The sequence below is a fragment of the Flavobacterium sp. genome (genome assembly GCF_039595935.1).
Taxonomy (GTDB): domain Bacteria; phylum Bacteroidota; class Bacteroidia; order Flavobacteriales; family Flavobacteriaceae; genus Flavobacterium.
The window spans coordinates 127659-153455 of record NZ_JBCNKR010000005.1; the positions used below are offsets into that span (position 1 = coordinate 127659).

General features: G+C 35.2%; 26 protein-coding genes. 17 read left to right on the plus strand and 9 right to left on the minus strand.

From position 1 onward, the window contains the following. Window positions 1–33 precede the first annotated feature (33 nt). From katG to ABDW27_RS07860, 6 genes are all read left to right on the plus strand, one after another. Window positions 34–2304 carry a catalase/peroxidase HPI gene (gene katG, locus ABDW27_RS07835; RefSeq protein ID WP_343695385.1) on the plus strand — a complete coding sequence of 757 codons (2271 nt, stop codon included), beginning with the start codon at window positions 34–36 and terminating at the stop codon, window positions 2302–2304. Window positions 2305–2538: 234 nt separating this feature from the next. Next, window positions 2539–3060, plus strand: coding sequence for a sigma-70 family RNA polymerase sigma factor (locus ABDW27_RS07840; RefSeq protein WP_343695386.1), 522 nt, complete (start codon window positions 2539–2541; stop codon window positions 3058–3060). Between the two features lie 46 nt (window positions 3061–3106). Further along, window positions 3107–3316, plus strand: a complete 210-nt coding sequence (locus ABDW27_RS07845; protein ID WP_073416234.1) for a hypothetical protein — start codon at window positions 3107–3109, stop codon at window positions 3314–3316. A 12-nt stretch (window positions 3317–3328) separates the two neighbouring features. Continuing rightward, on the plus strand, window positions 3329–4174 hold the full coding sequence (locus ABDW27_RS07850; RefSeq protein WP_343695387.1) for a FecR family protein: 846 nt from the start codon (window positions 3329–3331) through the stop codon (window positions 4172–4174). A 102-nt stretch (window positions 4175–4276) separates the two neighbouring features. Further along, window positions 4277–6895 carry a TonB-dependent receptor gene (locus ABDW27_RS07855; protein WP_343695388.1) on the plus strand — a complete coding sequence of 873 codons (2619 nt, stop codon included), beginning with the start codon at window positions 4277–4279 and terminating at the stop codon, window positions 6893–6895. Window positions 6896–6899: 4 nt separating this feature from the next. After that, window positions 6900–7742: a DUF4249 domain-containing protein gene (locus ABDW27_RS07860; RefSeq protein WP_343695389.1), complete on the plus strand. Its 843-nt coding sequence runs from the start codon at window positions 6900–6902 to the stop codon at window positions 7740–7742. A gap of 66 nt (window positions 7743–7808) precedes the next feature. On the opposite strand, the gene ABDW27_RS07865 is transcribed toward ABDW27_RS07860, so the two are convergent. The 7 genes from ABDW27_RS07865 to ABDW27_RS07895 form a co-directional block, all read right to left on the minus strand. After that, window positions 7809–8729 (minus strand): helix-turn-helix domain-containing protein, encoded by a 921-nt coding sequence (locus tag ABDW27_RS07865; protein ID WP_343695390.1) that lies wholly within the window; start codon window positions 8727–8729, stop codon window positions 7809–7811. A gap of 33 nt (window positions 8730–8762) precedes the next feature. Then, the gene (locus ABDW27_RS07870; RefSeq protein WP_343695391.1) at window positions 8763–9596 is read right to left on the minus strand and encodes an SDR family oxidoreductase; all 834 of its coding nucleotides are present in this window, start codon (window positions 9594–9596) and stop codon (window positions 8763–8765) included. Window positions 9597–9764: 168 nt separating this feature from the next. Then, on the minus strand, window positions 9765–10499 hold the full coding sequence (locus ABDW27_RS07875) for an SDR family oxidoreductase (protein WP_343695392.1): 735 nt from the start codon (window positions 10497–10499) through the stop codon (window positions 9765–9767). 19 nt (window positions 10500–10518) lie between these two features. Further along, entirely contained in the window at window positions 10519–11271 is a 753-nt protein-coding gene (locus ABDW27_RS07880; protein ID WP_073416239.1) for an SDR family oxidoreductase, read from the minus strand. 12 nt (window positions 11272–11283) lie between these two features. Continuing rightward, window positions 11284–11754, minus strand: coding sequence for a DUF1097 domain-containing protein (locus ABDW27_RS07885; RefSeq protein WP_343695393.1), 471 nt, complete (start codon window positions 11752–11754; stop codon window positions 11284–11286). 11 nt (window positions 11755–11765) lie between these two features. Further along, entirely contained in the window at window positions 11766–12506 is a 741-nt protein-coding gene (locus ABDW27_RS07890) for an SDR family oxidoreductase (protein WP_343695394.1), read from the minus strand. Window positions 12507–12617: 111 nt separating this feature from the next. Beyond that, window positions 12618–13538, minus strand: coding sequence for an AraC family transcriptional regulator (locus tag ABDW27_RS07895; protein ID WP_073416242.1), 921 nt, complete (start codon window positions 13536–13538; stop codon window positions 12618–12620). 161 nt (window positions 13539–13699) lie between these two features. On the opposite strand from ABDW27_RS07895, the gene ABDW27_RS07900 reads away from it, so the two are divergent. The 5 genes from ABDW27_RS07900 to ABDW27_RS07920 all read left to right on the plus strand — a co-directional run bounded on the left by ABDW27_RS07900 (window position 13700) and on the right by ABDW27_RS07920 (window position 18192). Beyond that, window positions 13700–14740 (plus strand): aldehyde reductase, encoded by a 1041-nt coding sequence (locus ABDW27_RS07900; protein WP_343695395.1) that lies wholly within the window; start codon window positions 13700–13702, stop codon window positions 14738–14740. Window positions 14741–14743: 3 nt separating this feature from the next. Next, complete coding sequence (locus tag ABDW27_RS07905) at window positions 14744–15391, plus strand: epimerase (protein ID WP_343695396.1); 648 nt, start codon at window positions 14744–14746, stop codon at window positions 15389–15391. Window position 15392: 1 nt separating this feature from the next. After that, the gene (locus ABDW27_RS07910; protein ID WP_343695397.1) at window positions 15393–16535 is read left to right on the plus strand and encodes an MBL fold metallo-hydrolase; all 1143 of its coding nucleotides are present in this window, start codon (window positions 15393–15395) and stop codon (window positions 16533–16535) included. 6 nt (window positions 16536–16541) lie between these two features. After that, window positions 16542–17342 carry an AraC family transcriptional regulator gene (locus ABDW27_RS07915; protein WP_343695398.1) on the plus strand — a complete coding sequence of 267 codons (801 nt, stop codon included), beginning with the start codon at window positions 16542–16544 and terminating at the stop codon, window positions 17340–17342. A gap of 124 nt (window positions 17343–17466) precedes the next feature. Continuing rightward, the gene (locus ABDW27_RS07920; protein WP_343695399.1) at window positions 17467–18192 is read left to right on the plus strand and encodes a DUF6193 family natural product biosynthesis protein; all 726 of its coding nucleotides are present in this window, start codon (window positions 17467–17469) and stop codon (window positions 18190–18192) included. A gap of 289 nt (window positions 18193–18481) precedes the next feature. On the opposite strand, the gene ABDW27_RS07925 is transcribed toward ABDW27_RS07920, so the two are convergent. After that, complete coding sequence (locus ABDW27_RS07925) at window positions 18482–19063, minus strand: Crp/Fnr family transcriptional regulator (protein WP_343695400.1); 582 nt, start codon at window positions 19061–19063, stop codon at window positions 18482–18484. 144 nt (window positions 19064–19207) lie between these two features. Here ABDW27_RS07925 and ABDW27_RS07930 point away from each other — a divergent pair, with 144 nt between their 5' ends. The 4 genes from ABDW27_RS07930 to ABDW27_RS07945 all read left to right on the plus strand — a co-directional run bounded on the left by ABDW27_RS07930 (window position 19208) and on the right by ABDW27_RS07945 (window position 23000). After that, window positions 19208–19648: a hypothetical protein gene (locus tag ABDW27_RS07930; RefSeq protein ID WP_343695401.1), complete on the plus strand. Its 441-nt coding sequence runs from the start codon at window positions 19208–19210 to the stop codon at window positions 19646–19648. A gap of 194 nt (window positions 19649–19842) precedes the next feature. Next, window positions 19843–20838: an L-glyceraldehyde 3-phosphate reductase gene (mgrA, locus tag ABDW27_RS07935; protein WP_343695402.1), complete on the plus strand. Its 996-nt coding sequence runs from the start codon at window positions 19843–19845 to the stop codon at window positions 20836–20838. A 27-nt stretch (window positions 20839–20865) separates the two neighbouring features. Further along, a complete protein-coding gene (locus ABDW27_RS07940; RefSeq protein ID WP_343695403.1) occupies window positions 20866–22329 on the plus strand; it encodes a glycoside hydrolase family 30 protein in 1464 nt (487 codons plus the stop codon). A 17-nt stretch (window positions 22330–22346) separates the two neighbouring features. Further along, window positions 22347–23000 (plus strand): hypothetical protein, encoded by a 654-nt coding sequence (locus ABDW27_RS07945; protein ID WP_343695404.1) that lies wholly within the window; start codon window positions 22347–22349, stop codon window positions 22998–23000. An 84-nt stretch (window positions 23001–23084) separates the two neighbouring features. On the opposite strand, the gene ABDW27_RS07950 is transcribed toward ABDW27_RS07945, so the two are convergent. Beyond that, window positions 23085–24107: a hypothetical protein gene (locus tag ABDW27_RS07950; RefSeq protein WP_343695405.1), complete on the minus strand. Its 1023-nt coding sequence runs from the start codon at window positions 24105–24107 to the stop codon at window positions 23085–23087. 200 nt (window positions 24108–24307) lie between these two features. Between ABDW27_RS07950 and ABDW27_RS07955 the strand changes: the two genes are divergently transcribed. After that, window positions 24308–24823: an RNA polymerase sigma-70 factor gene (locus tag ABDW27_RS07955; RefSeq protein WP_343695406.1), complete on the plus strand. Its 516-nt coding sequence runs from the start codon at window positions 24308–24310 to the stop codon at window positions 24821–24823. A 49-nt stretch (window positions 24824–24872) separates the two neighbouring features. Beyond that, a complete protein-coding gene (locus ABDW27_RS07960; RefSeq protein WP_343695407.1) occupies window positions 24873–25772 on the plus strand; it encodes a FecR domain-containing protein in 900 nt (299 codons plus the stop codon). Window positions 25773–25797 lie beyond the last annotated feature (25 nt).

The following is a 25797-nucleotide window of genomic DNA, read 5'->3' on the forward strand; positions in this document are numbered from 1 at the left end:
AATTCAAGTTTACTAATTTAAAAATCTCTACTTATGGGTAACACAAATGATGACATCAGCAAATGTCCCTTCCACAACGGCAAATTAAATAATACACCGGGAGGAGGCACAAAAAATCGTGATTGGTGGCCAAACCAGTTAAAAGTAAATATTCTAAGACAGCATTCTCCAAAATCAGATCCTATGGATAAAGATTTCAATTATGCTGAAGCTTTTAAAAGTCTGGATCTTGAAGCAGTAAAAAAAGACCTTCATGCCCTTATGACTGATTCGCAGGACTGGTGGCCAGCAGATTTTGGACATTATGGAGGATTATTTATTCGTATGGCATGGCACAGTGCCGGAACTTATCGTGTAGATGACGGACGCGGAGGCGCAGGTGCCGGACAACAGCGTTTTGCTCCGCTGAACAGCTGGCCAGACAACGTAAGTCTTGACAAAGCACGCCGATTATTATGGCCAATCAAACAAAAATATGGTAAAAAAATCTCTTGGGCAGATTTGATGATACTTACAGGAAATGTTGCTCTGGAATCAATGGGCTTTAAAACTTTTGGTTTTGCCGGAGGACGTGAAGATGTATGGGAACCAGATGAAGCTGTTTACTGGGGATCTGAAACTACATGGCTTGGCGGCGATGACCGTTATGGAAAAGGCTCACCTGGTGTTCCTAAAGATCATGGTGTAGTTTCTTCTGATGATGATGCAGACGGAGATATTCATTCAAGAAATCTTGAAAAACCTTTAGCAGCTGTACAAATGGGACTTATTTATGTAAATCCTGAAGGCCCGGACGGTAATCCTGACCCGATTGCGGCTGCGAGAGATATTCGCGATACTTTTGGACGTATGGCCATGAATGATGAAGAAACTGTAGCACTTATTGCCGGAGGACATACTTTTGGAAAAACACACGGTGCTGCATCATCAGATAATGTGGGTAAGGAACCGGAAGCATCTGATTTGGAAATGCAGGGTTTTGGCTGGAACAACAAATACGGTTCAGGTAAAGGTGCAGATGCCATCACCAGCGGTCTGGAAGTTATCTGGACTAAAACGCCTACACAGTGGAGCAATAATTTCTTTGAAAATCTTTTTGAATTCGAATGGGAACTTACAAAAAGCCCGGCCGGTGCACATCAATGGGTAGCAAAAAATGCCGAAGCTATTATTCCGGATGCTTACGATTCTTCTAAAAAACATCTCCCAACCATGCTTACAACAGATTTATCATTACGATTAGATCCTGTTTATGAAAAAATATCCCGTCGTTTTCTTGAAAATCCGGATGAATTTGCAGATGCTTTTGCACGTGCATGGTTTAAACTGACACATCGTGACATGGGACCTCGCGCTCGTTATCTGGGAGCAGATGTACCACAGGAAGAATTACTATGGCAGGACCCAATACCAGAAGTAAATCATGCCTTAATAGATGCCAATGATGCAGCTCAGTTAAAATCAAAAATTAAAGCTTCAGGCTTAAGCGTATCTCAACTGGTTTCAACTGCCTGGGCTTCTGCTTCTACTTTTAGAGGCTCTGATAAACGAGGCGGAGCCAATGGTTCACGTATTAGATTAGCTCCTCAAAAAGACTGGGAAGTTAATAATCCTGCACAGCTAAAAGAAGTATTGGCTAAACTAGAACAAATTCAAACAGAATTTAATAATACTAATAACGGTAAAAAAGTTTCGCTTGCCGATTTAATAGTTTTGGCGGGTTCAACAGGAATAGAAATTGCGGCTGAGAAAGCTGGAAGTTCTATTACTGTTCCTTTCTCTCCGGGACGTATGGATGCTTCTCAGGAACAAACCGATATTGAATCTGTTGGTTATCTTGAACCAAAAGCAGATGGATTCCGTAATTATCGCAAAATAAAATCTCCTGTTTTTACAGAAGAACTTTTAATAGATAAAGCGCATTTGTTAACGCTTACGGCGCCAGAACTGACTGTACTTTTAGGCGGTTTAAGAGTATTAGAAATTAATACCGACGGTTCTAAAAATGGTGTATTTACAAATCGTCCGGGGCAGCTTACAAATGATTTCTTTGTAAATCTTCTTGACATGAGTACAGAGTGGAAAGCTTTATCAGATGATAAAGAACTTTATTCTGGAAGTGATCGTACAAGCGGCCAGCTTAAATGGATTGGAACTCGTGCTGATCTTGTTTTTGGTTCTAACTCTGAATTAAGAGCTATTGCCGAAGTTTACGCCAGCAGCGATGCCAAAGAAAAATTTCTGAACGATTTTGTAAGGGTATGGACTAAAGTTATGAATCTGGATCGTTTTGATTTAAAATAATTTTTCAAACAAAAAACAATCTGAAAAGCGTCTCTGAGGCGCTTTTTTTTATTTTATATAAAATAATCCGCCCTTTATTGTAACATTTTCTCGCTAGAGCGTCTAACGTTAAAATTAAATTACAGTACTTTGTAACTTATTACATTCAAAATTTGAAACCCTTCATTTTTGAATACAATAATATTAGACTCAATGAGTTTTGACTAGATAAAACTAGCAGCGATATTTTTCGTTATGGACAATAAAAAGTTTATTATAAGTTTAAAAAAAGGTAATGAAGCAGCCTTCAAAGAGGTTTACTTCACTTACTACGATAAACTAATAAATATTGCCAAACGTTTTGATCTTACCGTACTTACGCCGGAAGATTTTGTTCAGGAAAGTCTTTTACGACTATACAATAAACGAGAATTACTTAATGAAGATGTTTTGTTTGACAAGCAATTGTTTACCATCTGCAAAAACATTATCATCAATCACGTTAACAGAGAAAATAAAATCGTTCAGCTTAATCCTTCACAAGCTGAAATCTTAGACGAAGAAACTGATTCAGGAATTTTTGAGGAAAGACAAGAAAAATTACACACCTTCATTAATCAGCTTCCTGAGCAGCAGCAAAAAATTTTTACTTTACACAAACTGGAAAACCTTAGCTATAAGGAGATTGCAGAAATTACGGATCTTTCTGAAAAGACCATTGCCAATCACATTTATCTCGCCAGTAAATTTATTCGAAAAAAAATCGAAAACCATTAGGAACTTTTTTGTTCTCGTTTGTTATATCTAAAAACAAGGACAAAAAATGCACATTGAAGCGTATAAAACGAATATTAGAACAAAAAAGGACGCAAGTTATATTGTGGCTCTTTTGCAGTTCATTATTTCTGATTGTATCATAAATTTTGATTTTAAGAACCGCGAAAGAATTCTAAAAATCGAAACCAATAGAGAAATTCAGGAAATGGTTTATGGTGTTTTTAATAAACAAGGATTTTATTGTAAAAAACTTTAACACCGAGAGGTCATGGATAAAGAAAACTTAGAAGACGAGTTAAAAAAATTATGGGACGAAATCCCGGCTTCGCATTCAGATACTGAAAAAGAAGCTTCGTGGGAAGAATTCCGCTCGAAAGCTTTTGCTCCCAAAAAACGAACGTTTAAACCGTGGCGTTATGCTGCCGCAGCGGCCGTTTTACTTTTTGTACTTATCGGAACTACAATTTATTTTAAGAATGAGCCTTTATCCGAAACTCATCTTGTAGCAGCAAAAAATGTAATCGAAAACCAGACTTCAAAAATAAAATATGTTGTCTTGCCAGATAGTTCAAAAGTAGAATTGAGTCCAAATGCTAAAATTTGTTATGGTGATAATTTTGCTCTAAACAGAAAAATAGAAGTCGATGGTTTGGTATATTTCAAAGTAAAAAAAGACAAACAGCATCCTTTTCAGGTTTTTTCTAACGAAACTACTACTACTGTTTTAGGAACTTGTTTTACTGTAAATGAAACTGAAGACGAAGATGTAATAGTGGAACTTTTTGAAGGAAGCGTTCAAATGAATGTAAAAGGCCAAAATCAAAAATGGATATTAAAACCCGGCGAAAAATTCACATATTCTAACCAAACTGCTTCTGTAACAGAATTTAACCGATTTGTAGATTTTGATAACGAAAAGCTGACTTCTGTAAGCTCTTATATTGAGAAAAACTACGGATATAAAGTAATTCTTCCGGAAGAATACCTGAATCAGAAAATCACGATTCGAATCAATAAAAAAGAAGACTTAAAAACAATTGTACAATTAATATCAGAAATGTATAACCTAAACTTTGAAATAAATGAAGATTTAAAACAGATTACTTTTCAATAGAAAAGAAAAAAGGATGTAAGCCGCGAAACTCCACATCCTCCTCATATTCAGGTATAACACGAGGTTATTCCAGTTAATAATTATTCAAAAATACAAAATTTCATGAAGCATATAATTTCAGCATGCTTTTTTTTATTCAGTTTAGGTATGTCTGCCCAGAACGTTACCGTAACTGTAGATCAAAATGTAACCTTAAAAGAATTCTTCAGGCAAATCGAAAATCAGACTGATTTTAAATTTGCTTTTACGGATCAAATTGACACCAGCAAAAAGTATTTCAATAAAAAAAGCACTTTTAAGCAGATTACTATTGAAAAACTAATTTCAGAATTAAACAAAATTTCATCTGTACAATTTTCTGTTGTGGGGAACAATATTTTTGTGAAACAGAAATCTCAATCTACTAAAGCAGCTAAAAAAAAAAGCACGCTAAAGGGACAGATCTCTGATGATGAAAAACAACCTGTTATTGGTGCCAATGTTTTTATTAAAGAATTAGAAACCGGCACCGTAACAGATTCTAACGGAAAGTTCAGCTTTGAAGTTGCAAACGGAAATTATACGCTTGTAATAAGTTATGTTGGGTTTAAAAATCAGGAAAAATATGTTACAGTTTCCGGTGATGTAAATTACAATTTCAACATCGAATCAGACAGTCAGCAATTGGGTGAAGTTATTGTAACCAACACTAAAGCTGTAGATGTTAAAGCCACTCAAATGAGTGTGAACAGACTTACGATGCAGGAAATAAAACGAATTCCGGTTGCGATGGGCGAACCAGATCCTTTAAAATCAATCTTAACTTTACCCGGAGTTACCAATGCCGGAGAAGCTTCTTCGGGATTTAATGTCCGCGGTGGAGCTGCCGATCAGAACTTGATTCTCTTAGACGGCGCACCAGTTTATGCAGATTCGCACATGTTTGGTTTTTTCTCCATTTTTAATGCCGATATCGTAAACGGTCTGGATTTATATAAAGGCGGAATTCCGTCTAAATTTGGAGGACGTGTTTCTTCTGTTTTAGACGTAACCCAACAAACGGGAGATTTTGAGAATTTTAAAGTTAACGGAGGAATCGGAATTATTTCGAGCCGACTTTTAGTTCAGGGGCCTTTACAGAAAGAAAAAGGTTCTTTTATCCTTTCAGGAAGGACTTCTTACGCGCATTTATTTTTAAAACTGGCAGATAATCAAAACTCGGCTATGTTTTATGATTTGAATGCCAAATTAAATTATCGTTTTGATGCTAAAAATTCGTTGTCATTTTCAGGTTATTTCGGAAATGATTTATTCGATATCAACGATCGTTTTGCAAGTACTTACGGAAGCACAATGGGTATCTTAAGCTGGAAACATAAATTCTCAGATCGTTTAAACAGCAATTTATCTACTTTTTACAGCGAGTACCGATTTAATCTTGAAATTCCGGTTGAAAGTTTTAAATGGGACAGCAGCATTCAGAGTTATGGATTGAAATACAACTGGAATTACCAGCAGTCTGAAAAGTTTAAAATTAGTTATGGTATCGATGGTTTGTATTACAATTTTAATCCCGGAGTGGTTCAGCCTACAGCTTCAGATTCTCAGTTTAATTACAAACAGCTTGACAAAAAATACGCTTTAGAAACTTCTGCATATCTTGATTTTGAAAATCAGATTACAGAGAAACTGAATTTCCGTTACGGATTGCGTTACAGCTCATTTTATCGTTTCGGACCAGAACCAATCAATACTTACGAAAATGGACAGGCCGTAGTATATAATCCGTTATATAAAATTTACGAAGAAGGAACACCAAACGGCACCATAAATTACAAAAATGGTCAGGCGATCAGCACTTTTAATAATTTTGAGCCAAGAGCTGCTTTGTCTTATTCTTTTAATGATAATACTTCTGTAAAAGCAAGTTACAACAGAATGGCACAGTACATTCATATTTTATCGAATACGCAGTCTCCGCTGCCAATGAGTATCTGGACACCAAGCGGGCCATTTACTAAACCTCAGCTTTTAGATCAATATGCTTTGGGTTATTTTAAAAATTTCAGAGACGGCGATTACTCTTTAGAAACCGAGTTGTTTTATAAAAATGTTCAAAACCGTATTGATTATATTGACGGTGCCGATGTTTTGGCGAATAACAATATTGAGCAGGTAATTTTAAATGGTAAAGCCAGATCGTACGGAATGGAATTATTATTGAGAAAAAACACCGGAGTTTTCACCGGATGGATTTCATATACTTTGTCTCGTGCTGAGCAAAAAACACCGGGAAGAACTCCAGAAGAACCGGGAATTGCAAATGGTGACTGGTATTTATCAGGATATGATAAATTACATAATTTGAGCGTTGTAGGAAGTTATGAATTTAGCCCGAAATGGTCTTTCAACGGAAACTTCACTTTGCAGTCAGGTCAGCCGGTTACATACGCAACAGGGTATTATGAAATTGGAGGCATTCATGTTCCGAACTATTCTTTAAGAAACGAAAACAGATTACCGCTTTTCCACCATTTAGATCTTGCAGCTACTTATACGCCAAAACCAGATAAAAAGAAAGGATGGCAAAGCTATTGGGTTTTTAGCCTTTATAATGTTTACAACAGAAAAAATGCAGCTTCTATGAGTTTTACAACTAATGAAGATACGGGAGCAAATGAAACCAGAAGACTTTCTATTTTCGGGATTGTACCTGGGGTTTCTTATAATTTTAAATTTTAATGCTATGAATAAATTGATAAAAAATAGGGTAATGAACAGAGCGCTGGCATTAATAAGTCTTCTTTTTGCTTTTTCTTTTACTTCGTGTGAAGATGTTGTAAATCTTGATCTGGAAACAGGCGAAACAAAATTGGTTATCGATGCCGAAATTATCTGGAAAAAAGGAACTTCCGGAAACGAGCAAACTATCAAAATCAGTAAAACGGCTCCTTATTACAACAATTCAACACCAAAGGTTTCAGGCGCACAGGTTAGAGTTGAAAACAGTAACGGAGATGTTTTTACATTTAATGAAACAGAAACCGGAGTTTATAAATGCACGAATTTTGTTCCGGTAATCGACATGGAATATAAATTGTTTATTACTGCAGAAGGGCAAAGTTATACCGCAACAGAAAAATTAACTTCTGCTACTCCCATAAATAAAATTGAACAGAAAATAGTTCCTGATTTTGGCGGAGAAGATGTTATTGAACTTACGTTTTACTACAACGATCCGGTTGACCAGAAAAACTTTTATGTAACCGATTATCAAAGTGACTTTTTAATTTATCCGGAATACGAAATCACTGATGATGAATTCTATAACGGAAATGAAATAAGCACAAGATATTCTCATGAAGATGACATAAAACCCGGAAGTATTGTAAAAATTACACACAGAGGCGTTTCTAAAAACTTCTTTAATTACTGGAAATTAATTCTTGAAGCTTCAAACTCAAATCCTTTTTCTGTTCCACCGGGAAGTATTAAAGGAAACATTCTAAATACAAGTGATTCTGGCAATTATGCTTTCGGTTATTTTAGACTTTGCGAAGCAGATGAACGCTCTTATGTTGTGCAATAAAAACATTTTCAATAAAAGACAAAACCCTTAAATACTAACATTTAAGGGTTTTGTCTTTTTATAAAATCAATTTAAACCTTGACGAAACTCTGCAGGCGAAATTCCGGTTTTCATTTTAAACAATTTATTAAACGACTGCGGATGTTCAAAACCTAATTCGTATCCTATTTCGGCAGCCGTTAAATTTGTTGAAGTCAGCTTTTCTTTCGCAATATCAATTAATTTTGAGTGAATGTGCTGCTGTGTATTTAATCCCGTTGCACTTCTGAGCATATCGCTGAGGTAACTCGCAGAAAGGTTTAATTTATCTGAAAAGTATTTTACTGTCGGTAATCCTTTCAATATTGATTCTTTCGAATTAAAATAATCAGCCAGAAGATTTTCAAATTTTTCGACATGTGTCGTGTTAACCACTTTTCTGGTAATGAATTGCCTTTTGTAATATCTGTTGCTGTAATTCAGTAAAACTTCAATATACGAAATAATTAAATCCTGACTAATTTCATCGATAGAGGCATTTAATTCCTGATGAATATCTTCAAAAACACTTGTAATTTTCTCTCGTTCACGATCAGACAAATGAAGCGATTCGTTTATGTTGTAAGCAAAAAAACCATATTTAGAAATACTTTTGCTTAACGGATACGATAAGAGAAAATCAGGATGAAAGAACAAACTAAACCCTTCACATTCATCACTGTCATCTACTACTGACAAAGCCTGATTGGGCGAAACAAAAATCAATCCGCCGTCATCAAAATCATAATATCCCTGACCATATTTCATTTTACCTTTCAAATTGGTTTTATATGAAACCATATAAAAATTTGCCACTAAATTTCTAACATCAGAAGCCGGTGAAATTTCACTATGATTAAAAAAAGTAATAAGCGGATGCAAGGGTTTTGACACACCCAAAGCATCTGTCAATTCTGCAATAGAATTGAAATAACGCAGCTGGTTCTTTTTTATTGATTTATCGATCATAATACTGAAAATGTAAATTTACGATAGAAGTCATTAACTTTTACCAGAAAAAATACTGTTTGTGAGAGCATTATATTCTTCTTCAGATGAACTGCGTCGAGCATCTAAAAACAGTTTAATATCATTTGTAGGTGTGTATCTAAATTGATCTGAATTATCATTTGCTGCTTCAAAAATAGAAGCCACTACTTTTTCAAGTGCATCATGATCTACATTATTTTCCAAACCGCCGTATAACTTTCCAATGTGTTCTAAAAACGGAACATAATCTTCAATAAACTGAACATTTCCGCTTTCTCCTCCTACTCGTGCCTGAAAATTAGTTTCTAAAGCCCCGCCCGGTTCAATTACTTTAACTTTAATTCCCAGCGATCCTAATTCATAACGAAGACTTTCTGAAAAACCTTCCAATGCAAATTTTGAAGCGCTGTAAAGAGACGCCATCGGAAAACCAATTGCTCCTGCTCCTGAACTCACATTTATAATAGTCCCTGATTTGTTAGTACGAAAATGCGGCAGAATCGCACGGCTGACATCCATCGCTCCAAATACATTTACATTAAACTGCGCCTGAATTGCTTCTCTTGAAGCGCCTTCAAAAATTCCGAAAAGCCCATAACCCGCATTATTAACAATAACATCAATACGCCCAAAATGTTGAATTCCCGACTCAATAGCTGAATGTATTGTAGTAATATCTTCGACATTGAGTTTTCCAACCCAAACATTTTTCATGTTTAATAGTTTTCCTGCTTTACTTACATCTCTCATTGTGGCAATAACATTCCAATTATTTTCTGCAAAGAATTGCGCTGCAGCTAGTCCAAAACCAGAAGAAGTTCCTGTAATTAATACTGTTTTTTTCATTTTTATATCATTAAAATTATTTGATACAAAACTAGTTCGCAAGTTTTCGGGCGAATAAGTAGAAATGAGGAACAAATAAGCCAAAATGAGGATTCTAAAAATACTCCAATAAAAAAGTCAGGTTTTAATAACACAAAACCTGACTTTTTTAAAAACTTTATAATAAGATTAAACCAAAACAGTTCCGCCGTCGATCGTTATAATCTGACCTGTAGCAAATGTCTGTTTCATTAAAAAAGTAAATGTCTGAGCAATTTCTTCAGGATTACCAACTCGTTTTACCAATAATGAATCGCCAACCGATTTATAAAACCCTTCTCTTGTACTCTCGTCCATACTATTCCAAAGGTTTGTTTTGATAACACCCGGCGCAACGGCATTTACACGAATAGGAGCCAGTTCTACCGCCAAAGCTCTGCAAAGTCCATCCATTGCGCCGCAGATACTTGCCGCCAATGCCCATCCTGAACCGGGTCTCTGGCTTGCAATTCCGCTCATTAACCCAATAGAACCGCCTTCATTAATATATTTTGAAGCATATTTTACAGCCGCAAGTGCGCCCCAATAACGAATTGTGAAAAAGTTCTTTGCGTTTTCAATATCAGTATCGTCAAGCGTAGTCAGATTCAAATTCTCGCCTGCTGAGTAAACCAGATGATCAAAATTACCTATGTTTTCAAACAGGTTTTTGATGTTTTCTTCTTTACTTAAATCAACCACAAATCCAGTAGATTCTGTCGATAATTGTTTAAGCGCATCATTGATTCTGTTTTGATTACTTGAAACAATAATCACATTTGCACCTTCCTGAGAAGCTTCTTTTGCGGTGGCCAATCCTAAACCAGAAGTTCCGCCCAAAATGACTACTTTTTTTCCTTTTAAGGAATTTCTATTATTTTCCATTTCTAAAATATTTGATTTATTATTGATTTGCACCGCCGTTTACAAGCAAATGCTGACCGTTTACAAAAGAAGATAAATCGCTTGCAAAAAATTCAGCAATATTAGCAACATCTTCTACCTCGGCCAATCTTCCCATTGGGCAGCTGTCGATTAATGATTTTCTCAGTTCAGGATAACTGTCTGCATCAGCAAAAATTCCGGAATGATCTACCGCAAACGGAATAATACTGTTTACCGTAATTCCTTTATGGCCGATTTCTTTAGACAAAACATCAACCATATATCTAGGCGTGCTTTTACTTCCGCCATAAATTGCCATTCCCGGAATTGGGAAAGCGGTTGTACTCGAAGCAATGTAAATGATTCTTCCGTTGTTTTCTACTTTTTTGGCCGCTTGCTGCATCGTGAAATAAGCACCTTTTGTATTGATAGAAAATAGTTTGTCAAACTGAGATTCTGTAAATTCAGTAACCGGGGTTTCTACCATTTCGATTCCGGCATTGGCCACTACGATATCAACTTTACCAAAAGCTTTAATAGCTTCTTCAAATAATCTTTCGATATCGGCAACTTTGCTAACATCGGCCTGAACGGCAATTACTTTTACGCCCATTGCCGTAATATTTGAAACTACTTCATCTGCAGAAGCTTTATCTTTTGAATAATTAATTACAATATTAGCTCCCAATGATGCATATCTTTCTGCAATAGCTTTTCCTAAACCTCTGGCAGAACCTGTTATTAATGCGACTTTATTATTTAATATTTTCATGATTTTTAAATTTTAATTATTGAATGATTTTGATACGATTTGAAGTGATGAATCATTGAGCCAGGCAAATGTAAAACCCGCAATTATTGGAATCAGCAAACTTGCAACAGCCGCAAATTCAAGTTCAGGATGCACTCCGAAAATGATTATTAAGCCGATAAACCAGGCCGGAATACTTTTTAAACCTTCTATTTTGGATAAAAAAGCCAATGATCCGATGAATAAAAATACAGCCAGTTGAAAACCTGCAACTCCAATTATAGTTTCAAAAAATTTAGCTGAAACCATTATGGCAACTCCCATCAATATTCCGAAGATGATTTGCACAAAGACCGGAATTGAAGTTTTAATTGATTTTCCGAATAAATAATAACTTACCCAGGCCAGGAACATCGTCCAAGTTGGCCATTGCAGCATGAAAGAAACCGTAATGGCAACTGCGCCAAACAATCCTAATATTATAGCGTTTATGTATGTTTTCATAATTTCTACGATTAAGCCATTCCGCCGTTAACACCAATATTCTGCGCATTGATCCATTTTGCATCGTCAGAAGCAAGAAACACTGCAACATTTGCAATATCATTGGTTTCGCCAATTCTGTTAAAAGCAGATAATGATGCTAATCTTGCGATAACTTCTTCAGATTTTCCGTTTGTGAACAATTCTGTGTTTGTTGGTCCTGGCGAAACTGAGTTTACATTAATTCCTCTTGAACCAATTTCTTTAGAAAAAACTCTTGTCAATTGCTCCACAGCCGATTTTGTGGCTACATAAGTGGCGTAACCCGGAAGCATAATTCGATTTACAGAAGTTGAGAAATTGATAATACTTCCGTTATCAGCTAGTTTTTCAGCAGCTTCACGCATGGTATTAAAAGTTCCTTTTACATTAATGTTGAAGTGACGGTCAAAATCTTCATCCGTAGTATCTTTGATTAATTTGGTAATCATAATACCAGCGTTGTTAATCAAAACATCGATTTTGCCAAAATGCGCAATACTTTCGTCAAATAAAGCTTTTACTTCTGCCGAATTACTAACGTCTGCTTTGATTGCGATAGCCTGACCACCGCTGGCTATGATTTCCTGAGCCAGTTTTTCGGCAGGTTCTTTACTTCCTGCATAATTGATAATAACTTTGGCTCCGGCCTCAGAAACTTTTTGAGCAATTGCGGCTCCAATTCCTCTTGATGAACCTGTAATTAAAACTACTTTGTCTTGTAAATTTTTCATGATTATTTGAATTTTGTGTTATGTCATTATCGACAGTACAAAATTGCAAATAGAATGTAACGGGGTTGTTGCGAAGATTACAGATTGAAATGCAAAATTCAAAGCATACCCTTAATCAGCAGATTTTCTATATTCCTCAGGCGAGGTTTTGGTGTTTTTTTTGAAGTAATTACTAAAATGCGACGTTTCTATGAAACCCAATTTATACGCTATTTCTTTAATAGAAAGCGTAGAGTTTTTTAAAAGCGATTTAGCTTCTGTAATCAGTTTATCCGAAATCCAGTTACTTACTGATTTCCCCGTTTTACTTTTAATAACGTTGTTGAGATAATTTTCATGAAGATTCTGCGCCAAAGCATAATCTTTTACCCGAAGCTGTTTATCTGTTTTTCCGTCGAGTAATTCTCGAAAATGATGTTCAAGGTTTTTCTTGAAGTTTTTTACGATTTGCGAACTTTTATTTCCTTCGTAAATTGGATTGTAATTATTCCAGAAAGCTTCTTTTATTTTTAGAAGAAGAATAAGCAGAAATCCCCCAATTATTTTATTTTTTATGGAAGATTCTGATTTGAATTCTTTTTCGATTTGAAGATAAATCGTTTCGAATTCTTTAAAAGCGGTTTCATTCAAATTTCTCGGATACACCGTTTCCGATAATAAAAAAGGAAACTCCTTAAAGATATTCGTGTGCACATTCTCTTTTAAAAAAGTCTCTGTAATGGTTATCAAATAAACATCTTTAATTTCATTCCACTCAAAAGATTTAAAGTGACCCGGATTTGTAAAATAAACCGTTCCCGGTTCTGTATTAAAAGAAACATCATCAGTCGTGTATTTCCCTTTAGCATCTTTTACAAATAAAAAAGAAAAGTAACCCGGTCTGAATCCGATGGATTTAAACGGCAGTTCCGGATGCAGGTCTTTTAAATTATTAATTGTTAAGCCATCATTGTCGGTAATTTCATTTACAGGAAGCCCCATATTTTTATAGGTTTCGTGTAAATTTTTAAATGAAACTATTTCTTTAGACATGGCTTTTTCTTTTTAATCATAGCGAATATAAGATTTTTTTCAGAAAATCAATTGATTTTTCCACTTCAGGATTCTGGACCTCTCAACAAAATAACTTTGGACTTTACAACAAAATAAGTTCTTGGCTTTCTTCTGAAATTTGCCCTATAAAAATACAATCGATGATACATTCAAATCAAAAAGTATTAGTTACCGGCGGAACAGGTTTTGTTGCCATACATAGTATTTTGCAATTACTCAATCGCGGTTATCAGGTTCGAACAACCGTTCGTTCCTTAAAAAGTAAAGACAAGATTTTTGAAATGCTGCAAAACGGCGGCATAACGGATTTCAGTACATTAGAATTTATTGAAACCGATTTAACTAGCGATAAAAACTGGCCGGAAGCGATGATCGACTGCGACTACGTTTTGCATATTGCTTCGCCTATATTTTTAAGATTGCCAAAAGATGAAGACGAAATGATTCGCCCAGCCGTTGATGGAACTTTAAGAGTTTTAAAAGCAGCAAGAGATTCAGGTGTAAAACGTGTCGTGATGACATCTAACTTTGGCGCTGTCGGCTACAGTCATAAAGATAAAAATTCACTTATTACCGAAGAAAGCTGGACAGATCCTAACGAAAAAGGACTTTCAACATATAATAAATCTAAAGTTCTGGCAGAAAAAGCAGCTTGGGATTTTATGAAAAATGAAGGCGGAGCATTAGAACTTTCTGTAATTAATCCGATGGGGATTTTTGGACCTTCTTTAAACGAAGATTTGTCAAGCGGTTTTGAATTACTGAAAAAATTATTAGACGGTTCGATGAAAGCCATTCCGGATATTCGATTAGGAATTGTCGACGTAAGAGACGTTGCCGAATTACATATTCTGGCAATGGAAAAACCGGAAGCAAAAGGCCAGCGATTTTTAGCTCTTTCGGGCGGAACAATGTCTTTAATGGAAATTGTAAAATTCCTAAAAGAAAAAATGCCGTATGTAACCGAAAAAGCACCTTCAAAATCTTTGCCTACCTTTATAATACGTTTAACTGCTTTATTTAACGATCAGGCAAAAGCGATTTTACCTTTGGTTGGCATTAACCGAAATGCAAGCAACAAAAAAGCAAAAACAATATTGGGCTGGACTCCGCGTACCAATGAAGAAGCGATTATGGCAAGTATTATTAGTTTAATAAAATGGAAATCTCTTAAAGTTTAAAAGATGAAAGTAATTGTAACTGGCGCAACCGGAATGGTTGGCGAAGGCGTTTTAATAGAATGTCTTGAAAATAATCAAGTAAAATCAGTTTTATATGTGGGAAGAAAACCAAGCGGAAAATCACATCCTAAATTAACCGAATATCTTGTTTCTGATTTTCTTTCGCTGAAAAAAGACGATACTAAACTTTCAGGTTATGATGTCTGTTTTTATTGCGCGGGAATCAGCAGCATGGGACTTGACGAAGCGCAATACACTTATATTACGTACGATACAACGATTCATTTTGCAGAAGTTGTACTCAACCAAAATCCGAATTTGGTTTTCAATTTTATTTCAGGATCACATACCGATAGTTCTGAAAACGGAAAAGTAATGTGGGCGCGTGTAAAAGGAAAAACCGAAAATGCTTTGCAAAAAATGTCTTTTAAAGCGCAGTACAATTTTCGTCCGGGATTAATGAAACCGGATCCAACACAAATTCATTTAAAAGGATTTAATAAATACATTAAGTTTCTGTACCCAATTATGGGATTATTTTATACCGGCTGCGAAACCAGAGAAATTGGTCGTGCGATGATTTCGACAGCTCGTTTCGGATTTTCTAAAAAAATATTGGAAGCTATTGACATTAAAAAAGCAGCGAATTAAAATGAAAAAAAGAATTCTAAAAATAATCAAACGAATGCTTATTGTTATCGTAATTTTAATTCTGATTTTGGGTTTCAGCACTTGGCTGTATATGCAAAAAGCAACTTTTGGAAGTTTGCCTTCGGGAGAAACTAAGCTAAGAATTGAAAAATCATCTCATTATAAAAATGGAGAATTTCAGAATAAAACGTACACGCCAACTTTTGCTCCGGGTTATACTTTTTGGGGCGTAATACGAAGCCAGATTTTTGATAAAAAAGTTCCAACTGAACCTTCTGGCAAAATTCAGTCGGTAAAAAGAGATTTGAAACATTTGCCAAAAGATCAAAACCTTTTGGTTTGGTTTGGACATTCTTCTACCCTTTTACAAATTGATGGAAAGACATTCTTAATTGATCCGATTTTTAGTGATAATGCTTCTCCTATTCCGAATAGTGTAACCGTTTTTGCAGGAACAAATTCATATCATGTTGAAGATTTACCCGAAATTGATTATCTGCTAATTTCTCATGATCATTACGATCATTTGGATTATGAAACCATTTTGGCACTAAAAAATAAAGTCAAAACTGTCATTTGCGGTTTGGGCGTTGGTGCACATTTTGAACGCTGGGGTTATCCTAAAAATAAAATTATGGAAGAAGACTGGAACGATTCGGTAACTGTTGGAAAAGATTTCACGATTCATACACTTCCGGCGAGACATAAATCAGGGCGCGGATTTACACAAAACCAATCTTTGTGGGCATCATATTTAATTAGTTCGCCAACTATGAAAGTATTCTACAGCGGCGATGGTGGTTACGACACACATTTTGCCGAAATCGGAAAGAAATTTGGTTCAATCGATGTTGCTCTTCTGGAAAACGGACAATACAACAAAGCGTGGCATTATATTCATATGCTTCCCGAAGAAACTTTGCAGGCCGCAAAAGATTTAAATGCTAAAAGTATGGTTCCCGTTCATAATTCGAAATTTGCATTAGCAAAACACCGATGGAATGAACCGCTAAATGAAATTACCCGTTTGAATAAAAAATATCATATTCCGCTGATTACGCCTATTATGGGAGAAATCGTTAATTTTGATAATCATAAAGTTTTTCCCGAATGGTGGAAAAACAGTGCTGAAAAACCAATTTGATTTGTCATGAAATATACAGAAATCAAAAGTTGTTATATAGGTCCCGAAATATCACCGGAACATTTTATTGCAGAACATTTCTTTTTGTATCTGGCAAAAGGCTCGATTGAAGGTTACGACGGCGTTAATAAATACAACCTAAAACCGGGCGAATACTGCATTGCCCGAAAAAATCATCTGGCGAGATACAACAAACAAAAACAAGACGGAGAATTTGAAAAAGTTGTCGTGATTTTTGATACCTTATTTTTAAAAGCTTTTGCCGAAAAACATAAAATCAAAGCTCAAAAAAGTGAAGATGACGCGGCATTTGCTGCTTTGAAGAAAACAAATCTGGTTCCTAATTTCATTCTTTCGCTGATGCCGTACTATAATGATGGCGGCGAAATCGACGAAACTTTTTCGAATATAAAACGTGAAGAACTGCTTTTGATTCTGCTAAAAGAAAATCCGCAGCTGACAGACATTTTATTTGATTTTGCACCACCTCAAAAAATTGATCTCGAAGCATATATGAATCGAAATTATAAGTTCAACATCAGCATGGAACGTTTTGCGTATTTAACCGGAAGAAGTATTTCGGCTTTTAAACGTGACTTTGCTGCTATTTTTTCAGATACGCCAAGCCGCTGGCTCATTCAACGCCGACTGAAAGAAGGTTATTTTTTACTGGAAAAGAAAGGCAAAAAACCTTCTGATATTTATCTTGATCTTGGTTTTGAAGATCTCTCCCACTTTTCTTTTGCTTTTAAAAAGAAATATGGATTTGCTCCTTCGGATGTTTTGAAATTGGGGAAGGAAGTGTAATTGCAGGTTTAAAACAGTAACTGTTTCTTAGAATATTTTCTACATTAGCAATACTAAATCTTTTGGAAAATTTATGAATAGGTTGTTACGAAAACTAAAAAAAATTCTTCGGAAAACAACATCTTTGAAATCAGAACAAACCGTTCAGATTTCAAAAATCTTAGCTGACGAATTACTCAAAATAAATTCAAACTTAAAACTGGAAGAGCAGAATCATGGCAGGCACATATTAATCAAAAATCAAAACAAATTATCCCAAATTACTATTGAAGAAACAGGTCGCTATACAATTGACTTTTGGAGAAATGGTGTTTGTTTAGCCAGCGGTGGTACCGAAACTGTTTCAGAAATTGCAAAAGCTTTAGATCTCTGGTTTAGTCAGGATATAACCGCCCGTTTACTTTGTGAAAATTTTAATTTTGCTAAGACAGATGAAAGAGCCACCGCCTTTGATGAAAACAGAGAAATTGAATTTCAATGGAACCTCTTATTAAAAGAAGACTATTGGGCTCTTAAAGAGTTTTTTGTCTTAGCCTTTAAAGATCCTGTTGTTGGTAATTTATTCCCTTTTATAAGTCTCTATACTTTATGCTTTAGTAAATGCACCGGCTATCCTTATGATCGTTCTAATCTTCCTTATGTAACTGCTAAAGAATTTGAAGTTTTTGCCTTTCAGATTGGCAGGTCAGATAAAAAAGAGAAACTACCTACAAATGAAAAAGAATTTGTTGTTGTCGCCTATAATGGAGAATATCTTGGTGAAGGAAATGCGCTGACTGCATTAAAAATTGTCCGAGAGAATCTCCCTCCTGATTTAAAACGAGCACGGAAAGGAACTTCAAAAGATTAAAAAAACTCTCATTTCTCTTTTATTTTTAAAATAAATATGGATTTGTACCTTCGGATGTTTTGAAATTGGAGAAGAATGTATAGACATTCCGTTAGGAATGTTTCGTTGGTAGAAAATAAAATAGATTCGCAGAATTTACGTTCCGTAGGAACGTTTGATAAATTAAATTGTTTAAAAAACGTGTCTAAAGACCAAACGTTCCTACGGAACGTAATGCGGTCGATAGCTATTTTTTCTACCAACGAAATGTTCCTACGGAACAAGGAAACCTATATATTAAAATCTAAATTCACCCATTCTTCAAATGCTTCGCTCTTAATCTGCTTAAAAATTCAGGTGTAATTCCTAAATAAGAAGCGATATATTGCTGTGAAACGCGTTGCGAAATCATTGGGTAACGAGTCACAAACTCAATATACTGATCCATTGCCGTTGCCGAAACAGTTTTAAACAATCGTTTTTGCAACTTCGACAAATGCCTCTGAATCATCAATCGGAACATTCTTTCTAACTGCGGAACTTCATTTATCAAATTTTCTTTTGCCTGACGGGTTAAAACCAGTAATTCGCAATCTTCAAGGGTTTCAATATACATATCACTCGGAATTTGGTCTTCAAAACTCGTAATATCACTTACCCACCAGTCTTCGGTTGCAAATTGTAAAGTCAGTTCAATTCCGTTTCCATCAATAAAATATTCGCGAATACAGCCTTTATTAATGTAAGCTTCAAAATTGCATACTTCGCCCGCACTCAATAAAATAGTTTTCTTAGGAATTTTTCTCAATTCCAGACTGTTCTCAAAAATTTTAAGTTCCTTTTCCGTCAAGCGGACAGTCCTTGAAAGATAGTCTCGTATTTTATCAAACATTTTCTATTGATTTATAAAGATTGAATCCGATTACAAAATGTAAATATAAGATGATTTATTTATTAATATTTCTTGATCTAGTTTAAGAAATTAAGAAACAAAAAATTTAATCTTTGAAACCTTAACATTTTATAAATCAAAACAATGAACGACCAAATTCTACACTTGCGAATTACTTTGGCATTACTGGCTATAGAAGATCTGATTCCCAGCTATATGGAAATTCCGGAAGACAAAGCAATTTCTAACGGAAATGTAGCTATCTGTGTGATTGACGAAGAAGGCACAGTTTACGGCCGTATGTACGGAAATGACAAAGCCCGAAAAAGACAATCGTATAAAATAGCCTGGATAAAAGCAAGTCAGGTTTGGCTTACCGGAGTGAAAACAGGTGATTATGAAAAATTGGTTTTTAATAATATTGTAGAAGAAAACGCAAACGGAATTGACGCTCCTGATCTTATTGGCTGGCAGGGCGGGCAACCTTTAACTCTTTCTGACGGAACAAAACTTTCTGTTGGTTTCAGCGGATTTAGAGGTGTTTCTGATTTAGAAATTGTAATAAAAGCATTCAAAAAAATATAAGAACCAACTCTTTGAAATATAGTAACCGAATAATTTTTAAACACATAGAAACATAGTTTTTGCTGACGTTGAAAGGCGTTTCACTTGCAGTAAAAAACATAGGCTATGTGTAAATGATGTATCATTTATTTTAATCTTTATTCGCTTAATAAATCTATGTTTCTATGTGTTTAAAAATTCAATCAAAATAAAATATGAGTTATATACCTGATTCAAACCGATATCAAAAAATGGAATACCGTCGCTGCGGAAACAGCGGATTAATGCTTCCTGCCCTTTCCCTTGGGCTGTGGCACAACTTTGGCGCGATCGATAGTTTCGAAAACGCCCGAAACATTTTACATACTGCTTTTGACAATGGCATCTGTCATTTTGATTTAGCTAATAATTATGGTCCGCCGGCGGGATCTGCAGAACAAACTTTTGGACAATTATTCAAAGAAGATTTTAAATCTTTTCGCGATGAACTTGTGATTTCCAGTAAAGCTGGATGGCCTATGTGGGATGGTCCATACGGTGACTGGGGATCAAAAAAACATTTAGTTGCGAGTTTAGACCAAAGCCTTTCCCGTCTCGGATTAGATTATGTGGATATTTTTTATCATCACAGACCAGATCCAAATACACCATTAGAAGAAACCATGGCAGCACTTGATTTAATTGTTCGTCAGGGAAAAGCACTTTACGTTGGTATTTCGAGCTACGACCCAGAAGAAACTCAAAAAGCCATTAACATTTTGAAAGAATTAGGAACACCTTGTTTAATTCATCAGCCGAAATATTCAATGCTGGAACGTACAATTGAAAACGGTTTACTGGATGTTTTAGAAACCAACAAAGTTGGCAGCATTGCTTTTTCTCCTTTGGCACAAGGACTTCTTACGAATAAATATTTAAACGGAATTCCTGAAAATTCAAGAGCAAATGCACACCGCGGAAACGGAGCAATTGAGCAAGATGCGATTACACCGGAGAATATTGCAAAAGTTCGTCAGCTTAATGAAATGGCTTTAGAACGCGGACAAAGTCTGGCACAAATGGCTTTGTCATGGGTTTTAAAAGATAAAAGAATCAGTTCTGTAATCATTGGCGCAAGTAAACCAGAACAGGTTTTAGACTCTATAGGCTGTCTTAAAAACACTGATTTCTCTGCTGATGAGCTTCAGAAAATCGATACTATTCTAGCGTAAAACGATACTAACTATTTAACCATAATTATGAAAACATACCAAATCAATACATGCCTGACCATCATGTTATCCGGTTTTCTGGCGACGGGTTTATCGGCGCAGAAAAAAACACCTAAAGCCTCAGATTATAAAAGTGTTACTATTTATTTAACGGCAAAAAACACCGATAATAAATTAACCAAAACAGAGACTTTATCATTTTTTGACAAACCGCAGCCTACGGAAAAAGAAACTTCTGTTTTTGTTGATCCTTCAAAAACGTATCAAACTCTGCTTGGAATTGGCGGTGCACTTACTGACGCTTCCGCAGAAGTTTTCTACGCACTTCCAAAAGATAAACAAGAAGAAATCCTGACAGCTTATTACGATAAAGACCAAGGAATTGGTTATACTTTGGCTCGTACGAATATGCAGAGCTGTGATTTCTCGAGTGATATTTACAGTTATATTGCTGAAGGCGACAAAGATTTAAAAACTTTCGACATTAGCCACGACAAAAAATACAGAATTCCGTTAATAAAAGAAGCGATTGCAAAAGCCGGAGGAAAATTAACTTTATACGCCTCACCCTGGAGTCCGCCGGCGTGGATGAAAACCAATAATAATGTTTTGCAGGGAGGTGCTTTAAAAGCCGAATACCACCAAAGCTGGGCTAACTTTTTTGTAAAATTCATTCAGGAATACGAAAAAGAAGGAATTCCGATTTGGGGTTACACTGTTCAAAACGAACCAATGGCGGTTCAAAAATGGGAATCATGCATTTTTACTGCCGAAGAAGAACGTGATTTTATAAAAAACTTTCTTGGGCCAACGATGCAAAAAGCCGGAATGTCTAAAAAGAAACTGATTATGTGGGATCACAATCGTGATTTAATGTATCAGCGTGTCAGCACTGTTTTAGAAGATAAAGATGCTGCCAAATATGTTTGGGGAGTTGGCTATCACTGGTACGAAGACTGGATGAAAAACGGAATGAATTTCGAAGCTGAACGCCGTGTTGCAGAAGCTTTCCCTGATAAACCGCTTATTTTAACAGAAGGCTGCGCGGCAGATTTTGACCAAAAATTATTAACGGAATGGAGTTACGGTGAAAAATACGGTATGTCGATGATTAACGATTTCAATATCGGAACGGTTGCCTGGACAGACTGGAATATTTTGCTTGATGAAAAAGGCGGACCAAATCATGTTCAGAACTTTTGCATGTCGCCTATTCATGCCGATCTTAAAACCGGAAAACTGATTTACACCAACGGATATTATTATTTAGGGCATTTTTCTAAATTCATTAAACCGGGTGCAAAACGTGTGGCTTGTAATTCGAGCAGTAATAAATTGTTGTCTACGGCTTTTGTAAATCAGGATAATAATTTAGAAGTTGTAGTTATGAACCAATCTGAGAATGATGTAGAATATTTTCTATGGATAAAAGGAAAAGCTTCTAAAATAACAAGTCCAGCGCATTCTATCTCAACTTTAGAAATACGTTAATTTTAAAATTGACTACTATGAAAAAAGTATTGTTATTTCTGAATGTCTTTGTTTTGTTGAATTGCTTTTCGACGTTTGCTCAATCATCGGCTGAAAAGCCAAAACCTTTTAAAAAACAGCAGATTCCCGGAAAAATAGAATGCGAATTTTATGATTTGGGAGGCGAAGGAATTGCATATCATGATACGGATGAGGTAAATAACGGAAGCGGAAAACTGAATCCGGTAAACGGAAATCCTTTAAACGAATTCAGGATAAAGGAAGGGGTTGATATTTCGTATACCAAAACAGACAGCATTGACGACACGCCTTATACCAAAGTTCCGATAAAAATGAAACAGCTTTATGTGGGCTGGACGCAGCCATCGGAATGGATTAATTATACGGTTGAGGTTAAAAAATCAGGAAAATATAAAATTGGTGTTTTATATACCGCAAATGGTGACGGATTAATTTCGATTGCCGTAAACGGAAAAGATGCAACCGGAAACATGAAAATTGTTTCTACACACGACGATAAAGATCCTGTTGCGTGGAGACAATGGCATCATTGGAACAGTTTAGAAAATATTGGAATGATTACATTAGAAAAAGGAAAACAGTTACTCACTTTACATATCGTTGAAAACGGTAATATGAATTTAGATTATTTGACCTTTACGCTCTATTAATAATGATTTATGATTAGTTAACTCCGAATTCTGGCCGTGCAATTCAAACCAAATTGTACGGTCAGTTTTCATTTTTAATCTAATTTATTGTTTTTCAAAGTAAAGATAATTCGTGCTGGCACTTACATCTCTTAGTCGGATTTGGGAATTATTAAACTCAAACAGTTTCCAGCTATTGTTCAAATTACTGAGCAATACAGAATTAAAAGTGAGTTTTAATTCTCTAACATTATTTTGAACCGAAGTTTCCCATTGTCCAGTTTCTGTAGCCGCTCCTTTTGTAGCCACAACAGTATTATCGCTTTTAAATACAAATGAATAACCACTATAAGAAGAAGTTTTATCTGAAGTATTAAAGAAATACGGAATATCCCACGAACCTTTTGTAATTACCGTAGCCAAATCTAGTGTTACAATATTATTTTCAGGACAGTAATCAATAGCATATTTGATGGCGTTTTCGAAGTCTAAATTACTCGTAACAGATTTCGTTTGTCCATGATAATCAACTATAGAAATTGGGTATTTTAATGAAATGTACTGACTCGCGTTGAGGTTTTTAATAAAGTTGAAAAAAGCCTGATCGCTTATAATTGTTTGAGAACTTCCGGCCTGATTGGCGCTGTTGTAAATATTAATCGTAATTGGGTAATTGATATTGAGTCCGTTAATTTTAGAAAGAAGATCAGGATATTGGTTCCAGTAATCGATTAAATCATTAAAATCAGATTCCTGCGGAATAAATTTTTCGATGTAATTATAGTAAACCATCGTTACCGGAAAATCTATTTTTACAATATCATCATCGTAATTATTGGCATTGATATTATCAACAACTTTTTGATAATCGGCTGCACTGTTAACCGCAATATTTTCGCCATTAACTGTAACAGAGTAAGGGAATTTTATAGTACAATAAGTAGACCCGTCGATTACATTATCCTGTACAGTAGGAACCATGGCAACCCTTTGCAGATAAGAGGTAAGAGGTGAAGCATTTGTGATGGTTCCTTGGTCATTACTATCCTGATCGTCAGACTCATTTTGACAAGATAATAAGAGTAAGAAAACTACTGCTATTGATAAATATTTTTTAAAAGGTAACATATTTATATTTTTACAAAGGTAATAAATTTTAAGAAACTCTTTTTTAATAAATTCGGCTTCAAATAGTTCTGTTTCATATTTTTAATTTAAAATTATTGCCGAAAATCAGCATTTGATGTTTATATAAAACAATCAGCTTTGCTTTTACCCTACTTAAACTAAAAACAAATACTTTTGCATCATACCAATCACAAATATAAATGCCAACTAAGAACCAATCAGATACTTGTGACGAAATAGTTTTTTCGTCTTTTTTTAAAAGCCACGTAAAAGCGCTCCGAAATTTTCTGCTTTACAAATTTGGTAATGCTGAGCAGGCAGAAGATGTAACGCAGGAAGCTTTTGTAAAACTTTGGCAGAATTGTGCATCGGTACCCATTGAAAAAGCAAAATCTTACGTATATACAATTGCCAACAACAGCAGTCTGAACCAGATCGCACATCAAAAAGTGGTTTTAAAATACGAAAAAAACTTTACTGGTTTGGATAAAACCAATGAAAGCCCCGAATATCTTTTAGAAGAAAAACAATTTCAGACAAAGCTTTTAAAAGCCATCGAAAACTTAAACGAAAAGCAGCGCGTTGCTTTTTTAATGCATAGAATTGACGGAAAAAAATACAGTGAAATTGCTGCCGATTTAAACATTAGTGTAAAAGCGGTAGAAAAACGAATTCACTTAGCTCTGTTAAGTCTTCGTAAAGAAATTGATTTATAAAAGTAGGGTAAACTTAATTCTAATTGTTTTAATTAAATAATACGATACAATGAAAAAGAATCGCTTATTAGCAAAATGGCTCAATGATGATTTATCTCCGGATGAATTAGCAGCATTTGAGGCAAGTCCTGATTTTGAAAAATATCAAAAAATCAAGGATTATACTGCTCGTTTAGAAGTAGATAATCTGGACGAAAATGCTATGCTGTCGAATATTTTAAGCCAGAAAAAAGCAACTCCAAAAGTAGTTCCGCTTTATAGAAAATGGGCTTTTAGAGCGGCTGCTATATTGGTTTTGGCATTGGGAATAACCTTTGCCATGAGATTTTTTGTGCCGCAGACTGAAACAGCTGATTTTGGAAAAAAGACCACTTTTGCACTGCCTGATAATTCTGAAGTTGTGCTGAATTCCGGTTCTGAAATAAAATATAAAAAATGGAACTGGGACAGCAACAGACGTCTTGAATTACAAGGTGAAGCTTATTTTAGAGTAGCAAAAGGAAGACGATTTGAGGTGCAGACGAATTTAGGAAAAGTAACGGTTTTAGGAACTCAGTTTAATGTAAAAGCCCGAAAAAACAGATTTGATGTCGTTTGTTATGAAGGACGTGTAAAAGTAAATTATGCCAGCACTCAAATTTTATTAACTCACGGTCAAAGCGTTAGTTTTGAGAACGGAAAACAAGTTAGCCTCAATGTAGATTCTGTAAAACCGGAATGGATCGAAAATCAAATGAGTTTTCAGCAGGAAAATATCAGAAGCTTGTTAGACGAGGTTGAAAGGCAGTATAATATTACAATCGAATTAAAAACTAAAAATAAAAATTCCTTATTTACAGGAAAATTACCATCTAAAGACTTAAATACAGCCTTGCAGATCATTAGTACAACATATCATTTAGAGGCTCAGAAAGCTTCAGAAAATAAAATAATTTTTGACGAAAAATAAATGTTGCTCCCCAAACAATTTCATT

Coding starts and splice junctions, on each gene's coding strand:
- ABDW27_RS07895 (WP_073416242.1), bottom strand. CDS start 13,538: ATGTCTAAAGAAATAGTTTCATTTAAAAATTTACACGAAACCTATAAA.
- ABDW27_RS07955 (WP_343695406.1), top strand. CDS start 24,308: ATGCCAACTAAGAACCAATCAGATACTTGTGACGAAATAGTTTTTTCG.
- ABDW27_RS07910 (WP_343695397.1), top strand. CDS start 15,393: ATGAAAAAAAGAATTCTAAAAATAATCAAACGAATGCTTATTGTTATC.
- katG (WP_343695385.1), top strand. CDS start 34: ATGGGTAACACAAATGATGACATCAGCAAATGTCCCTTCCACAACGGC.
- ABDW27_RS07925 (WP_343695400.1), bottom strand. CDS start 19,063: ATGTTTGATAAAATACGAGACTATCTTTCAAGGACTGTCCGCTTGACG.
- ABDW27_RS07880 (WP_073416239.1), bottom strand. CDS start 11,271: ATGAAAATATTAAATAATAAAGTCGCATTAATAACAGGTTCTGCCAGA.
- ABDW27_RS07860 (WP_343695389.1), top strand. CDS start 6,900: ATGAATAAATTGATAAAAAATAGGGTAATGAACAGAGCGCTGGCATTA.
- ABDW27_RS07855 (WP_343695388.1), top strand. CDS start 4,277: ATGAAGCATATAATTTCAGCATGCTTTTTTTTATTCAGTTTAGGTATG.
- ABDW27_RS07960 (WP_343695407.1), top strand. CDS start 24,873: ATGAAAAAGAATCGCTTATTAGCAAAATGGCTCAATGATGATTTATCT.
- ABDW27_RS07915 (WP_343695398.1), top strand. CDS start 16,542: ATGAAATATACAGAAATCAAAAGTTGTTATATAGGTCCCGAAATATCA.
- ABDW27_RS07875 (WP_343695392.1), bottom strand. CDS start 10,499: ATGGAAAATAATAGAAATTCCTTAAAAGGAAAAAAAGTAGTCATTTTG.
- mgrA (WP_343695402.1), top strand. CDS start 19,843: ATGAGTTATATACCTGATTCAAACCGATATCAAAAAATGGAATACCGT.
- ABDW27_RS07950 (WP_343695405.1), bottom strand. CDS start 24,107: ATGTTACCTTTTAAAAAATATTTATCAATAGCAGTAGTTTTCTTACTC.
- ABDW27_RS07885 (WP_343695393.1), bottom strand. CDS start 11,754: ATGAAAACATACATAAACGCTATAATATTAGGATTGTTTGGCGCAGTT.
- ABDW27_RS07865 (WP_343695390.1), bottom strand. CDS start 8,729: ATGATCGATAAATCAATAAAAAAGAACCAGCTGCGTTATTTCAATTCT.
- ABDW27_RS07870 (WP_343695391.1), bottom strand. CDS start 9,596: ATGAAAAAAACAGTATTAATTACAGGAACTTCTTCTGGTTTTGGACTA.
- ABDW27_RS07905 (WP_343695396.1), top strand. CDS start 14,744: ATGAAAGTAATTGTAACTGGCGCAACCGGAATGGTTGGCGAAGGCGTT.
- ABDW27_RS07840 (WP_343695386.1), top strand. CDS start 2,539: ATGGACAATAAAAAGTTTATTATAAGTTTAAAAAAAGGTAATGAAGCA.
- ABDW27_RS07850 (WP_343695387.1), top strand. CDS start 3,329: ATGGATAAAGAAAACTTAGAAGACGAGTTAAAAAAATTATGGGACGAA.
- ABDW27_RS07930 (WP_343695401.1), top strand. CDS start 19,208: ATGAACGACCAAATTCTACACTTGCGAATTACTTTGGCATTACTGGCT.
- ABDW27_RS07940 (WP_343695403.1), top strand. CDS start 20,866: ATGAAAACATACCAAATCAATACATGCCTGACCATCATGTTATCCGGT.
- ABDW27_RS07890 (WP_343695394.1), bottom strand. CDS start 12,506: ATGAAAAATTTACAAGACAAAGTAGTTTTAATTACAGGTTCATCAAGA.
- ABDW27_RS07900 (WP_343695395.1), top strand. CDS start 13,700: ATGATACATTCAAATCAAAAAGTATTAGTTACCGGCGGAACAGGTTTT.
- ABDW27_RS07845 (WP_073416234.1), top strand. CDS start 3,107: ATGCACATTGAAGCGTATAAAACGAATATTAGAACAAAAAAGGACGCA.
- ABDW27_RS07945 (WP_343695404.1), top strand. CDS start 22,347: ATGAAAAAAGTATTGTTATTTCTGAATGTCTTTGTTTTGTTGAATTGC.